Source organism: Streptomyces sp. bgisy159 (genome assembly GCF_965341775.1).
Classification (GTDB): Bacteria; Actinomycetota; Actinomycetes; order Streptomycetales; family Streptomycetaceae; genus Streptomyces.
On the sequence record NZ_CBDQZH010000050.1, the window covers coordinates 15,475 to 28,867 of the forward strand.

Here is a 13,393-nt window from a genome sequence, read left to right on the forward strand (position 1 = left end):
GCCGAGTCGGTCGCCGGGCCTGGCCGGGGGCAGCGTCCGTTCGCAGTCCGTCGGTGTCCCGGGTGTCGGGCCGTCGGCACGCGTCCCGACCCGACTGCGCGGCAGTGCGGGGCGGCGGTCTGCTGGATCTGTTCGACAGTCTGCCCCTGCACCCCCTCGCCGAGGACGACCTCGTCTCGCCGAGTCCCGGTCTCGGGCAGGTCCCTGTGCGCACCACGTGCGCCCTCCCAGGCGGTCGTCCGGCCGCGGGAGGGCGCTCGATGGTGGCCGACGTCGACAACCGCCGACAGCTCGTCAGGGAGTCGGAAGAGTCGTCGGCCGGCCGCGGAATCGAGGCGGCGAGTGATCAGTTGTGGCTGTGCAGGATCTCGTTCAGGCCGCCCCACACCGCGTTGTTCGGGCGGGCCTCCACTGTGCCGGTGACCGAGTTGCGGCGGAAGAGGATGTTGGAGGCGCCGGAGAGTTCGCGGGCCTTGACGATCTGGCCGTCGGGCATGGTCACCCGGGTGCCCGCGGTGACGTACAGGCCGGCCTCGACCACGCACTCGTCGCCGAGCGCGATGCCGACGCCCGCCTCGGCGCCGACCAGGCAGCGCTCGCCGACGGAGATGATGACGTTGCCGCCGCCGGACAGCGTGCCCATCGTGGACGCGCCGCCGCCGATGTCGGAGCCGTCGCCGATCACGACGCCCGCCGAGATGCGGCCCTCGACCATCGACGTGCCGAGCGTGCCCGCGTTGAAGTTGACGAAGCCCTCGTGCATCACGGTGGTGCCCTCGGCGAGGTGCGCGCCGAGGCGGACCCGGTCCGCGTCAGCGATCCGGACGCCCTTCGGGGCGACGTAGTCCGTCATGCGGGGGAACTTGTCGATGGACGTCACCTGGAGGTGCAGGCCCTCCGCGCGGGCGTTGAGGCGGACCTTCTCGATGTCGTCGACGGCGACCGGGCCGAGCGAGGTCCAGGCGACGTTGGCGAGGAAGCCGAACATGCCGTCCAGGCTCTGGCCGTGCGGCTTGACCAGGCGGTGCGAGAGCAGGTGCAGCCGGAGGTAGACGTCGTGCGCGTCGATCGGCTTCTCGTCGAGCGAGGCGATGACCGTGCGGACCGCGACCACTTCGACGCCCCGGCGGGCGTCCGGTCCGGTCGCCGCGGTGGCGCCGCCGCCCAGCAGCTCGGCCGCCCGCTCGGCGGACAGCCGCTCGGTGCCGGACGGGCCGGGCTCCGCGACCAGCTCGGGGGCGGGGAACCAGGTGTCGAGGACGGTGCCGTCGGCGGCGATCGTGGCGAGGCCGGCGGCCACCGCCCCGGTGGTACGAGGTGCAGTCGTGTCGGTCATGAGGGCAACCTAACCGGCGGGGGGCCGTGGACGCGAACCAGCCGGGGCGCGTCTCAGGTGGCGGGCGGGCCAGGGGGTTCGCCCCTCGTCACCTCCGGTGATCCCGGCCCCGGAACGGTACACGGCCGGCCCGCCGACCGGCACGGCCGACGCCGTGCGTCGCACGCTGAGCACTGGCCCGCTCCCCCTCCGACCGGGCGGAGGCCTGGGTGCTGGGCGACGGCGGTACGACGGCCACGGCCCTGCGGAGTCGACCGAGGCCGAGCGGGTGCACGCGCCGGCCGGGACGCGGCTGCAGGAGCTGCGGCTGCGCGACGACCGGGGCGAGTGGCGCGACCCGGCCGCCGCCGGCACGCCGTGCACCGTCCTGTGCTGCTTCCCCGGCGCCTGCGCGCGCGCCGACGCCTACCCGCCCGGCTGGGGAGACATCCCCGGAGCACCAGGCTGCACCCTGGAGTCGCGCACCTACCGCGAGCGGCTGGCCGAGTTCACGGCGGCGGGCGCGACGGTGTACGGCGTGTCCACCCGACGCCCGGACGAGCAGCGGGCGTTCGCCGAACACGAGGGGCTGGGTTTCCCGCTGCGTTCCGACGCGGAGCTGTCCCTGATCGCCGCGCTGCGCCCGCCGACGTTCCGCGCGGCGGGCACGAGCCGGCTGAAGCGGCTCCGACGCTGGTCGTGGCCCGGGAGCGGGTGGACGGGAGGGGGTGGTCCGGGAGGTGCGGTACCCGGTGTCGGACGTCGCGGGGAGCGTCGAGGCCGCGCCGGCGCACGTCAGGCGTCTCGGGGCGGTGCGGCGACGACCCGCGCCAGCGCCTCCCGCGCGTACTCCTCGTCGTACGGCTCGTCCGTCAGCAGCACCTGCAGGCAGATGCCGTCCACCAGGGCCACCAGGGCCCGGGCCGTGACGGCGTCGGTGCGGCGGGCCAGTCGGCCGGCGAACGCCCCGGCCCACTCGGCGGCGACCGGGCGCAGGGCAGGCCGGCGCAGCGCGGCGAGGTAGAGCTCGTACTCCAGCTCGACACCCGTGCGTTCGCCGCCGAGCCACTCCCCCAGCAGCGCGGCGAGTTCGCGGGCCAGGTCGCTGCCTGTGTCGTCGAGCCGGTCATGTGCCGCGAGTGCCTTGTCGAAGCCCTCGCCGGCCTGCCGCAGCGCGGCGACCATCAGGTCGTCGAGGGTCTCGAAGTGGTACGTCGTCGATCCGAGGGGGACGTCCGCCTCGGCGGCGACGCTGCGGTGGCTCAGACCGGCGAGCCCCTTGCGCCCCACCACCCGGATCGCCGCGTCGATGATCCGCTGCCGCCGCTCGGGGTCGTGGCGCCGGGGCATCAGTGGGCACCCCCGAGGTTCAGCACCACCACGCCCGCGATGATCAGCGTGATCCCGGCGACCCTGGCGGTGCCCAGCCCCTCGCCGAAGAGCGCGAGGCCGAGGACGGCGATGGTGGCGGTGCCGACGCCGGACCAGATGGCGTAGGCGGTGCCGATGGAAAGGGATTTCAGGGTCTGCGCGAGCAGCAGGAAGGAGACCAGGTAGCCGACCGCGGTCAGGGCGGAGGGCCACAGTCGGCTGAAGCCGTCGCTGTACTTCATCGCGGTGGTGGCGGCCACCTCGGCGGCGATGGCGCCGGCGAGCGTCAGGTAACCCATGTGTACGAGCGTACATAACGGCGCTCGGGTCTGTCATGAGTGCGGCCGCGGCGCGATGAGAAAGCGTTATCGAAAGCCCTCCCGAAAGGGCTGCTGGCACGTCACTGGTTCCTCTACTGTTTCAGCGTTCACATACCGGGCCCCCCACAGCCGCGGCGCCCTCACGCGCGCCGCTGGAGGAACAGCCGCATGCCTGAGAACGAACCCCGGCCCCCGCAGGACAGACCTTGGGAGAACGGCTGGACACCGGACAGCTCAAGGGCGCCCGGAACCCGCCGTCTGTGGCTGGCCGGAGCCCTCGCCGTGGCCACCGTGGTGGCCTGCGTGACGGCGATAGCCCTGAACGACAGGCCCGCTGACGAGACGTCGGCCCGCGCCACGCCGGGCCCGTCCGCGGCAGACACCCGTGACGGGCCGGGTCTGATCTCCTTCGCCAGTCCCTCAGCGACGGCCGAGGCCTCGGGGAGCCGGCCCCCCACCTCCGCCACACCGACGGCCTCGGCCTCGTCGGCACGTCCCACCGCGCACAGCGGCGGCTCCCCCGCCGCCTCCCCCACGACCGCCTCGGCCTCGGCGTCCCCGGCGGCCGAGCCCACCCCGGACCGGCCGGCCGACCCCGAGTCCTACCGCCGCTCGGTACGTTCGGTGAACTACCCCGACCGGTACTGGCATGTGAGCGGCGGTCCGGTGAAGCTGGAGCGGCCGGGCGGCTCGGAGTTCCGCGCGGACGCCTCCTTCACGGTGGTGCCCGGACTGACCGACGCGTCCTGCTACTCCTTCGCCACCTCCGACGGCCGCTATCTGCGCCACCGCCAGTTCGTGCTGCGCGCCGACCGCCACGACGGGTCCGCCCTGTTCGCGCAGGACGCCACGTTCTGCTCCCGCCCCTCACCGCACTCCGGTGCCGTGATGCTGGAGTCCGCGAACTACCCGGGCCGCTTCCTTCGCCACCAGTCGTTCCAGATCCGCCTGGACCCCTACCAGCACAGCGACCTCTACCTGGCGGACTCGGCGTTCCGGTTCGTGACGGCGCTGAGCTGAGACGTCGTGCGGCAACGAGCGAGGGCGACACCCCTGACGGGGTGTCGCCCTCGCTCGTGCGGTGGGTGTGCTCAGACGTTGAACCCGAGCGCCCGCAGCTGCTCACGGCCGTCGTCGGTGATCTTGTCGGGGCCCCACGGGGGCATCCAGACCCAGTTGATGCGCAGTTCACTGACCAGGCCGTCCGTGGCGGACTTGGCCTGGTCCTCGATGACGTCGGTCAGCGGACAGGCCGCCGAGGTCAGGGTCATGTCGACGGTCGCGATGTTGGACTCGTCGACGTGGATGCCGTAGATCAGGCCGAGGTTGACGACGTCGATGCCCAGCTCCGGGTCGACGACGTCCATCAGGGCCTCGCGAAGCTCCTCCTCCGAGGCCGGCTTCATCTCCACGGTGTCGCTCATGCCGTCTTCCTTTCGGCGTCGGCTCCGCCCAGCGCCTGAGCCGTCGCGTCCTTCCACGCCATCCAGCTGAGGAGGGCGCACTTGACCCGGGCCGGGTACTTGGACACCCCGGCGAACGCGACCGCGTCCTCCAGGACGTCCTCCATGGCGTCGTCGGGTTCGATCTTCCCCTTGGACTGCATCAGCTCCAGGAAGGTCTCCTGGATCTTCCGCGCCTCCGCCACGTCCTTGCCGACCAGCAGTTCGTTCAGCACGGAGGCCGACGCCTGGCTGATGGAGCAGCCCTGGCCCTCGTACGAGACGTCCTCGATGGTCGTGCCGTCGTACTTCACCCGGAGCGTGATCTCGTCGCCGCAGGTCGGGTTGACGTGGTGCACCTCGGCGTCGCCATCCCTGAGACCACGCCCGTGCGGGTTCTTGTAGTGGTCCAGGATGACTTCCTGGTACATGGAGTCCAGTTTCACCTTCTGCACGCCTCTCAGCCGAAGAAGTTCCGTACGTGCTCCAGGCCGTCGACCAGTGCGTCGATCTCGGCCGGTGTGGAGTACAGATAGAACGACGCTCGCGTGGTCGCGGGAATTCCGTACCGGAGGCACACGGGCCGCGCGCAGTGGTGGCCGACGCGCACGGCGATGCCCTGCTCGTCGAGGACCTGGCCCACGTCGTGCGGGTGGATGTCACCCAGGGTGAATGAGATCGCCGCTCCGCGGTCCTCGGCCGTGGTCGGGCCGATGATCCGCAGGTCGGGAACGTCCGCGAGCCGGCGCACGGCGTACTCGGTGAGCGCGTGCTCGTGGGCGAGGATCCTGTCCATGCCGATCGAGTCGAGGTAGTCGATCGCCGCCCCGAGGCCGACCGCCTGAGCGATCGGCGGGGTGCCCGCCTCGAACTTGTGGGGTGCCGGGGCGTACGTCGAGGAGTGCATGGACACCGTCTCGATCATCTCGCCGCCGCCCAGGAACGGAGGCAGGTCCTCCAGCAGCTCCTGGCGGCCCCACAGCACGCCGATACCCGTCGGGCCGCACATCTTGTGGCCGGTGAAGGCCACGAAGTCGGCCTGCAGGGCCTGGACGTCCAGCGGCATGTGCGGAGCGGCCTGGGAGGCGTCGATGCAGACCAGCGCGCCGACTTCCTGGGCGCGCCGCACTATCGCCTCGACCGGGTTGACGGTGCCCAGGATGTTGGAGACCAGCACGAAGGAGACGATCTTCGTCTTCTCCGTGATGACCTGGTCGATGTTCGACAGGTCGAGGCGGCCGTCGTCCGTGAGGCCGAACCACTTCAGCTTCGCGCCCGTGCGCTGCGCCAGCAGCTGCCAGGGCACGATGTTGGAGTGGTGCTCCATCTCGGTGATGACGATCTCGGTGTCCGAGTCCACGCGGTAGGGCTCGTCGGCCCAGCCCAGCATGTTCGCCACCAGGTTGAGCGACTCGGAGGCGTTCTTGGTGAAGATCACCTCGTCGCGGCTCGGCGCGTTGATGAACTCCGCGACCTTGTCGCGCGCGCCCTCGTACAGCGCCGTGGCCTCCTCGGCGAGGACGTGCACGCCACGGTGGACGTTGGCGTTGTGCTGCTCGTAGTACTCCGCGAGTACGTCCAGCACCTGGCGCGGCGTCTGCGAGGTCGCCGCGTTGTCCAGGTACACGAGCTTCTTCCCGTCGTGGAGCACTCGGTCCAGGATGGGGAAGTCCTTGCGGAGGGCCTCGGCGTCGAGGAGGCCCGGGAGCCCATGGCGGTCAGGGGTCACGCGGATACGCCGCCCTTCACGTACTTGTCGTAGCCCTCGGCCTCCAGCTGGTCGGCGAGTTCGGCACCGCCGGACTCGACGATGCGGCCGCCGGCGAAGACGTGGACGTAGTCGGGCTTGATGTAGCGCAGGATGCGCGTGTAGTGCGTGATCAGCAGGGTGCCGACCTCGCCGGTCTCGCGGACGCGGTTGACGCCCTCGGAGACGATGCGCAGGGCGTCGACGTCCAGGCCGGAGTCGGTCTCGTCGAGGATCGCGACCTTCGGCCTGAGCAGCTCCAGCTGGAGGATCTCGTGGCGCTTCTTCTCGCCGCCGGAGAAGCCCTCGTTGACGTTGCGCTCGGCGAAGGCGGGGTCCATGTTGAGGCGCTGCATGGCCTCCTTGACCTCCTTCACCCAGGTGCGCAGCTTGGGGGCCTCGCCGCGGACGGCGGTGGCGGAGGTGCGCAGGAAGTTGGAGACCGAGACGCCGGGGACCTCGACCGGGTACTGCATCGCCAGGAACAGGCCGGCGCGGGCGCGCTCGTCGACGGACATCTCCAGGACGTCCTCGCCGTCGAGGGTGACGGTGCCGTCGGTGATCGTGTACTTGGGGTGACCCGCGAGGGAGTAGGCGAGGGTCGACTTGCCGGAGCCGTTGGGGCCCATGATGGCGTGCGTCTCGCCCTGCTTCACGGTGAGGTCGACGCCCTTGAGGATCTCCTTCGTGGCGTTGTCGGCCTCGACGGTGACGTGCAGGTCTCGGATTTCAAGCGTTGCCATGGGTGCCTCAGGACTCCTGGGAGAGGGAGACGAGCACGTCGTCCCCTTCGATCTTTACGGGGTATACGGGGACGGGACGCGTCGCCGGAAGACTGTCGGGCTTTCCGGAGCGGAGGTCGAAGCGCGAGCCGTGCAGCCAGCACTCGATGTGGCAGTCGTCGACCTCGCCCTCGGAGAGGGAGACGTTCGCGTGGGAGCAGATGTCGTGGATCGCGAACACCTCGCCCTCGGTGCGCACGACGGACAGGGGCGTGCCGTCGAGTTCCACCCGCTTCGGGGTGTCCTCCTCCAGCTCGCTCAGCCCGCAGGCTCGTACGAAGGTCATGCGACCGACGCCTCCAGCTCCTCCTCGATCTTGGCGAGCAGGCGCTCCTCGATGTCCTGGACACCGATCTGCTGGACCAGCTCGGCGAAGAAGCCTCGGACCACGAGGCGGCGGGCCTCGTGCTCCGGGATGCCGCGGGCCATCAGGTAGAAGAGCTGCTCGTCGTCGAAGCGGCCGGTGGCGGAGGCGTGGCCGGCGCCGACGATCTCACCGGTCTCGATCTCCAGGTTCGGCACCGAGTCGACGCGCGCGCCGTCGGTCAGCACCAGGTTGCGGTTCATCTCGTAGGTGTCGGTGCCCTCGGCCGCGGCCTCGATCAGCACGTCACCGATCCACACGGCGTGCGCGTCCTCGCCCTGGAGCGCGCCCTTGTAGACGACGTTGGACTTGCAGTGGGGGGTGTTGTGGGTGACCAGCAGGCGGTGCTCGTGGTGCTGGGCGGCATCGGTGAAGTACAGGCCGAACAGCTCCGCCTCGCCGCCGGGGCCCGCGTAGGTGACGCGCGGGTGGATGCGCACCAGGTCGCCGCCGAAGGTGACGACGATGTGCTTGAAGCCCGCGTCCCGGCCGACCAGGGCGGACTGCTGGGCCACGTGGACGGCGGTGTCGTCCCAGTCGACGACGGTGACGACGGTGAGCTTGGCTCCGTCGCCGACGACGTACTCCACGTTGGCCGCGCGGACGGTGTCGCCCGTGTGGTCGATGACGACGGTGGCCTCGGCGAAGGCGCCGAGCTCGAAGACGGTGTGCCCGTAGGTCACCCCGCCCTCGCCGTGCAGGGCGAGCCGGACGGGCTCGTCCAGGACCGTCTCCTTGGGCACGGTGACGACCGTGGCCTTCTCGAAGGAGGAGTACGCCTGTGCCGCGACCCGGTCCACCGGCTTGCCCGTGCGGCCGAGCCGGGCGTCGTCGCGGCCGACGGTCTCGATGGTGACGCCGTCGGGCGCGGAGAACTCCGCCTTGATCGAACCGCCGCCGGTCGCGGTGCCGTCGTGCAGGCCGCGCAGGCGCTCCAGCGGGGTGAACCGCCACTCCTCCTCACGGCCGTGCGGGACCGGGAAGTCCGCGACGTCGAAGGAGGGCGGGGCGCTCATGCGCGAGACGACGGTCGACTCCGCGGCGACCGCGATCGACCCGGCGGTGGTGGAGCCCACCGGTGGGGGTCCACCCGCGCGAGCGGAGCCGAGCGTGGGGGAGTTCTGGGCCTCAGCCATGGCTGTCGTAGTGCTCTCTTTCTGAGTAAGGCGGGTGCTGGCGACGGGAGGGGCGGACTCAGCCGACCGCGCCTTCCATCTGCAGCTCGATCAGCCGGTTGAGCTCCAGCGCGTACTCCATGGGCAGTTCCTTCGCGATCGGCTCGACGAAACCGCGCACGATCATCGCCATCGCCTCGTCCTCGCTCAGACCGCGGCTCATCAGGTAGAAGAGCTGGTCCTCGGAGACCTTGGAGACGGTCGCCTCGTGACCCATGGACACGTCGTCCTCGCGGACGTCGACGTACGGGTAGGTGTCGGACCGCGAGATGGTGTCGACGAGCAGTGCGTCGCACAGCACGTTGGACTTGGACCCCGGGGCGCCCTCACCGATCTCGATCAGACCACGGTAGGAGGTGCGGCCGCCACCGCGCGCCACCGACTTGGAGACGATGTTCGACGAGGTGTTCGGGGCCATGTGGACCATCTTGGCGCCGGCGTCCTGGTGCTGGCCCTCGCCCGCGAAGGCGATGGACAGCGTCTCGCCCTTGGCGTGCTCGCCCATCAGGTAGACGGCCGGGTACTTCATCGTCACCTTGGAGCCGATGTTGCCGTCGACCCACTCCATGGTCGCGCCCTCGTAGGCCACGGCGCGCTTGGTGACCAGGTTGTAGACGTTGTTCGACCAGTTCTGGATGGTCGTGTAGCGGCAGCGGGCGTTCTTCTTGACGATGATCTCGACGACCGCGGAGTGCAGCGAGTCCGACTTGTAGATCGGGGCGGTGCAGCCCTCGACGTAGTGCACGTAGGCACCTTCGTCGACGATGATCAGGGTCCGCTCGAACTGGCCCATGTTCTCCGTGTTGATGCGGAAGTAGGCCTGCAGCGGGATCTCGACGTGCACGCCCTTCGGCACGTAGATGAAGGAGCCGCCGGACCACACGGCCGTGTTCAGCGCGGCGAACTTGTTGTCGCCGGCCGGGATGACGGTGCCGAAGTACTCCTTGAAGAGCTCCGGGTGCTCCTTCAGCGCGGTGTCGGTGTCGAGGAAGATGACGCCCTGCTCCTCCAGGTCCTCGCGGATCTGGTGGTAGACGACCTCCGACTCGTACTGCGCGGCGACGCCGGCGACCAGGCGCTGCTTCTCCGCCTCCGGGATGCCGAGCTTGTCGTAGGTGTTCTTGATGTCCTCGGGAAGGTCCTCCCAGGACTCCGCCTGCTTCTCCGTGGAGCGCACGAAATACTTGATGTTGTCGAAGTCGATGCCCGACAGGTCCGAGCCCCAGTTCGGCATGGGCTTCTTCTCGAAGAGCCGCAGGCCCTTGAGGCGCAGCTTCGTCATCCACTCCGGCTCGGACTTCTTGTCCGAGATGTCACGGACGACGGCCTCGCTCAGACCGCGCTTCGCCGCTGCACCGGCCGCGTCGGAGTCGGCCCAGCCGTATTCGTACTTGCCCAGGCCCTCGAGTTCGGGGTGGGCAGTCTCCGTGGGGAGAGTCATGCGGGGTTCCTCCCGGCCTTGCTTGCAGATGCGTCAGTGGAAATCGGGGAAATCTCGGGGATGAACGTCGTGCAGACGCCGTCGCCGTGCGCGATGGTCGCCAGCCGCTGTACATGAGTACCGAGCAGCTCGGCGAAGAATTCCGTCTCCGCCTCGCACAGCTGCGGGAACTTCTCGGCGACGTGGGCGACGGGGCAGTGGTGCTGGCACAGTTGCTCGCCCTTGCGCGGGAGGGGTGCGCTGCGTGCGGTGGCAGCGTACCCGTCGGCGCTCAGGGCCTTGGCCAGGGCCTCGGCGCGCTTGTCGGGGGCCACGCCCTCGATCGCCTTGCGGTACACGCTCGCCTGCGCGGCGACGCGGGCGCGGGCGAAGGCCGCGACGGCCTCCTGGCCGCCCTCCTGCTCGGCGATCCAGCGCAGGGCGTCCGCGGCGAGCTTGTCGTACGACTGGTCGAAGGCGTCACGACCGCAGTCGGTGAGCGCGAAGACCTTGGCGGGGCGCCCGCGCGTGCGCGTGCCGTACACCCGCTGCTCGCGCGCCTCGACGATCTCGTCGGCGACCAGCGCGTCCAGGTGGCGGCGGACGGCGGCCTGGGTCAGTCCGAGGCGCCCGGCCAGCTCGGCGACGGTCGACGGGCCGTGGTCCAGGACGGACCGCGCGACCCGGTTGCGGGTGGACCGCTCCCCGGTCGCCAGTTCCTCCTGCGGAGCTGCGCCGACGTTTTTCACAACGCCATTGTTGCGTAATTCCTCGGAGGCGGGCAAGCCGCGCCCTGATCACCCCACGGTGCCCTGCATCACTTAGGTATACCTAATCCGACCTGCGGAAACGATCTCCGATCGATCAAACGGGTGGCGCCGCGCGGCCGTGTCCGGGACACTCCCGACCATGCCCACACCGCCTCCGACCGGCCCACTCGTCACCCGGGGCTCCCTGGCCGCAGAGCTGCGCGCGCTGGGCGTCGAGGCCGGTGAGATCCTCCTCGTCCACTCCTCCCTCCGTTCGCTCGGCTGGGTCAGCGGCGGCCCCGTGGCGGTCGTCCGGGCCCTGCTCGACGTCCTCGGCCCGGACGGCACCCTGGTCGTCCCGACCCAGTCGGCGGACCTCAGCGACCCCGCGCTGTGGAGCCGTCCGCCGGTGCCCGAGCAGTGGTGGGAGACCATCCGCGCCACCCTGCCCGCCTACGACCCGCGGATCACCCCGGCGCGAGGCGTCGGCGTGATCCCGGAGACGGTCCGGACCTGGCCGGGCGCCCTGCGCAGCGCCCACCCGCACACCTCCTTCGCCGCCCTCGGACCGCGTGCCGCGCAGATCACCGACGGCCACGCGCCCGACTGCCGGCTCGGCGAGCGCAGCCCGCTGGCCCGGCTGGAGCAGCTCGGCGCCCGGGTGCTGCTGCTCGGCGCCGGCTACGACAGCTGCACCAGCTTCCACCTCGCCGAATACCGCATCGACGGCCCCCTCACCGAGGTCGGGCGCCCGGCCCCGGGCGGCGGCTGGGAGGTGGTCACCGAGGTGTCGATCAGCTTCGACCGGTTCGACGAGCTCGGCCACGACTTCGAACGGGACCGGCCGGTCGCCCGCGGGAGGGCGGGCGCCGCCGACGTACGGCTGTTCACGGTCGCGGACGCCGTCGCCTACGCCGAGCGCTGGCTGCCCCTGCACCGCCCCCGGTGACCGGTTCACGCACCCCCGCGCCGCGACCCCCGTCCGCGAACCTAGACTCTTGAGCCATGCGAACTGAGCCTGTCGTCAAGGTCCAGGCCCTGGTGCAGCGGTACGGGACGAAAACCGCGGTGGACGGCCTCGACCTGACGGCCCGGGCGGGCGTCACCGCGGTCCTCGGACCCAACGGCGCCGGCAAGACGACCACGATCGAGACCTGCGAGGGTTACCGCCGCCCCGACTCCGGCACGGTCCGCGTCCTCGGCCTCGACCCGGTGAGACAGGCCGCCGAACTGCACCCCCGCATCGGCGTGATGCTCCAGTCCGGCGGCGTCTACTCGGGCGCCCGGGCCGAGGAGATGCTGCGCCACATGGCGAAGCTGCACGCCCACCCGCTCGACGTGGACGCCCTGGTCGAACGGCTGGGGCTCGGCTCCTGCGGCCGCACCTCCTACCGCCGGCTCTCCGGCGGCCAGCAGCAGCGCCTCGCCCTCGCGATGGCGGTCGTCGGCCGCCCGGAGCTGGTCTTCCTGGACGAACCGACCGCGGGGCTCGACCCCCAGGCCCGCCGGGCCACCTGGGACCTGGTGCGCGACCTGCGCGACGACGGGGTCTCGGTCATCCTCACCACGCACTACATGGACGAGGCCGAGCAGCTGGCCGACGACGTGGCGATCATCGACGCCGGCAAGGTCATCGCCCAGGGCTCCCCCGAGCAGCTGTGCCGCGGCGGCGCCGAGAACACCCTGCGCTTCACCGGCCGCCCCGGACTCGACGTCGGCTCCCTGCTCAAGGCGCTGCCCTCCGACTCCTCGGCCGACGAGCTGACCCCGGGCTCCTACCGGGTCACCGGCCAGGTCGACCCCCAGCTGCTGGCCACCGTCACTTCCTGGTGCGCCCAGCACGGCGTGATGCCGGACCGCATCTCGGTCGAACGGCACACCCTCGAAGACGTCTTTCTCGAGCTGACCGGCAAGGAGCTGCGCTCGTGACCGCCACCGGCACCTACACCCCGAAGCCCGGCGCGGCGCCGCTCCCCCGGATGATCGGTGCGCAGGCGGCCCTGGAGACCAGGATGCTGCTGCGCAACGGCGAGCAGCTGCTGCTGACGGTGATCATCCCGGCGCTGCTGCTGGTGCTGTTCAGCTCGGTGGACGTCGTCGACACCGGCGAGGGCGAGGCCGTCGACTTCCTCACCCCCGGCGTCCTCGCGCTCGCGGTGATGTCGACGGCGTTCACCGGCCAGGCCATCGCGACCGGCTTCGAGCGCCGCTACGGGGTGCTGAAGCGGCTCGCCGCCTCACCGCTGCCGCGCTGGGGACTGATGACGGCCAAGACGGCGGCCGTGCTGGTCACCGAGATCCTCCAGGTGATCCTGCTCACGGCCATCGCGTTCGCGCTGGGCTGGTCGCCGCACGGCAACCCGCTCGCCGTCGCGCTGCTGCTGCTCCTCGGCACGGCGGCCTTCTCCGGCCTCGGTCTGCTGATGGCCGGCACGCTGAGGGCCGAGGCCACACTGGGCGCCGCCAACCTGGTGTTCCTGCTGCTCCTGGTGGGCGGCGGGGTCGTCGTGCCGCTGGACGAGTTCCCCTCCGCCGCGCAGGACGTCCTCGGCGTGCTGCCCATCGCCGCGCTCTCGGACGGCCTGCGGGACGTGCTGCGCGACGGCGCCGGGACGCCGTGGGGCGACCTGGGGATCCTCGCCGGGTGGGCGGTCCTGGGCCTCGCTGCGGCCGGCCGGTTCTTCCGCTGGGAGTGAGGCCGTGGCCCA

At 71.1% G+C, this 13,393-nt stretch carries 15 protein-coding genes and 1 pseudogene; 5 read left to right on the forward strand and 11 right to left on the reverse strand.

The genetic code is table 11. The features are described from left to right. Positions 1-346: 346 nt before the first annotated feature. Positions 347-1,336: a 2,3,4,5-tetrahydropyridine-2,6-dicarboxylate N-succinyltransferase gene (gene dapD / locus ACSLTV_RS31480; protein WP_432139327.1), complete on the reverse strand. Its 990-nt coding sequence runs from the start codon at positions 1,334-1,336 to the stop codon at positions 347-349. Positions 1,337-1,527: 191 nt separating this feature from the next. On the opposite strand from dapD, the pseudogene ACSLTV_RS31485 reads away from it, so the two are divergent. Next, positions 1,528-2,118: pseudogene (locus tag ACSLTV_RS31485) on the forward strand (redoxin domain-containing protein); the annotation flags it as partial. Here ACSLTV_RS31485 and ACSLTV_RS31490 read toward each other — a convergent pair. Together ACSLTV_RS31490 and ACSLTV_RS31495 are read right to left on the reverse strand one after the other, a co-directional pair. Further along, complete coding sequence (locus tag ACSLTV_RS31490) at positions 2,111-2,665, reverse strand: TetR/AcrR family transcriptional regulator (RefSeq protein ID WP_432139326.1); 555 nt, start codon at positions 2,663-2,665, stop codon at positions 2,111-2,113. The pseudogene ACSLTV_RS31485 and the gene ACSLTV_RS31490 sit on opposite strands and share 8 nt — an antisense overlap. Continuing rightward, entirely contained in the window at positions 2,665-2,985 is a 321-nt protein-coding gene (locus ACSLTV_RS31495) for a DMT family transporter (RefSeq protein ID WP_432139325.1), read from the reverse strand. Before ACSLTV_RS31495 ends, ACSLTV_RS31490 begins: the two co-directional genes overlap by 1 nt. A 189-nt stretch (positions 2,986-3,174) precedes the next feature. On the opposite strand from ACSLTV_RS31495, the gene ACSLTV_RS31500 reads away from it, so the two are divergent. Next, entirely contained in the window at positions 3,175-4,026 is an 852-nt protein-coding gene (locus tag ACSLTV_RS31500; protein WP_432139324.1) for an AbfB domain-containing protein, read from the forward strand. 71 nt (positions 4,027-4,097) lie between these two features. Here the strand turns inward: ACSLTV_RS31500 and ACSLTV_RS31505 are convergent, their stop codons facing one another. From ACSLTV_RS31505 to ACSLTV_RS31540, 8 genes are read right to left on the reverse strand one after another with little or no spacing between them, the layout of a single operon-like run. Next, positions 4,098-4,430: a metal-sulfur cluster assembly factor gene (locus ACSLTV_RS31505; RefSeq protein ID WP_151783435.1), complete on the reverse strand. Its 333-nt coding sequence runs from the start codon at positions 4,428-4,430 to the stop codon at positions 4,098-4,100. After that, positions 4,427-4,894, reverse strand: coding sequence for a Fe-S cluster assembly sulfur transfer protein SufU (gene sufU, locus ACSLTV_RS31510; RefSeq protein WP_432139351.1), 468 nt, complete (start codon positions 4,892-4,894; stop codon positions 4,427-4,429). Before sufU ends, ACSLTV_RS31505 begins: the two co-directional genes overlap by 4 nt. A 14-nt stretch (positions 4,895-4,908) precedes the next feature. After that, positions 4,909-6,177, reverse strand: a complete 1,269-nt coding sequence (locus ACSLTV_RS31515) for a cysteine desulfurase (RefSeq protein WP_432139323.1) — start codon at positions 6,175-6,177, stop codon at positions 4,909-4,911. After that, a complete protein-coding gene (sufC, locus tag ACSLTV_RS31520) occupies positions 6,174-6,938 on the reverse strand; it encodes a Fe-S cluster assembly ATPase SufC (protein WP_432139322.1) in 765 nt (254 codons plus the stop codon). The genes ACSLTV_RS31515 and sufC overlap by 4 nt, the downstream gene beginning before the upstream one ends. A 7-nt stretch (positions 6,939-6,945) precedes the next feature. Beyond that, complete coding sequence (locus ACSLTV_RS31525; RefSeq protein WP_432139321.1) at positions 6,946-7,263, reverse strand: non-heme iron oxygenase ferredoxin subunit; 318 nt, start codon at positions 7,261-7,263, stop codon at positions 6,946-6,948. After that, on the reverse strand, positions 7,260-8,477 hold the full coding sequence (gene sufD, locus ACSLTV_RS31530; protein ID WP_432139320.1) for a Fe-S cluster assembly protein SufD: 1,218 nt from the start codon (positions 8,475-8,477) through the stop codon (positions 7,260-7,262). Before sufD ends, ACSLTV_RS31525 begins: the two co-directional genes overlap by 4 nt. Positions 8,478-8,535: 58 nt before the next feature. Beyond that, the gene (gene sufB, locus ACSLTV_RS31535; protein ID WP_432139319.1) at positions 8,536-9,957 is read right to left on the reverse strand and encodes a Fe-S cluster assembly protein SufB; all 1,422 of its coding nucleotides are present in this window, start codon (positions 9,955-9,957) and stop codon (positions 8,536-8,538) included. Continuing rightward, positions 9,954-10,685: a helix-turn-helix transcriptional regulator gene (locus tag ACSLTV_RS31540; protein ID WP_432139318.1), complete on the reverse strand. Its 732-nt coding sequence runs from the start codon at positions 10,683-10,685 to the stop codon at positions 9,954-9,956. Before ACSLTV_RS31540 ends, sufB begins: the two co-directional genes overlap by 4 nt. A 160-nt stretch (positions 10,686-10,845) precedes the next feature. On the opposite strand from ACSLTV_RS31540, the gene ACSLTV_RS31545 reads away from it, so the two are divergent. The 3 genes from ACSLTV_RS31545 to ACSLTV_RS31555 are packed head-to-tail and all read left to right on the forward strand — an operon-like array spanning position 10,846 to position 13,381. Beyond that, complete coding sequence (locus ACSLTV_RS31545; protein ID WP_435613340.1) at positions 10,846-11,634, forward strand: aminoglycoside N(3)-acetyltransferase; 789 nt, start codon at positions 10,846-10,848, stop codon at positions 11,632-11,634. A 56-nt stretch (positions 11,635-11,690) separates the two neighbouring features. Beyond that, complete coding sequence (locus tag ACSLTV_RS31550; RefSeq protein WP_432139316.1) at positions 11,691-12,614, forward strand: ABC transporter ATP-binding protein; 924 nt, start codon at positions 11,691-11,693, stop codon at positions 12,612-12,614. A gap of 50 nt (positions 12,615-12,664) precedes the next feature. After that, positions 12,665-13,381, forward strand: a complete 717-nt coding sequence (locus ACSLTV_RS31555; RefSeq protein ID WP_432158747.1) for an ABC transporter permease — start codon at positions 12,665-12,667, stop codon at positions 13,379-13,381. Positions 13,382-13,393 lie beyond the last annotated feature (12 nt).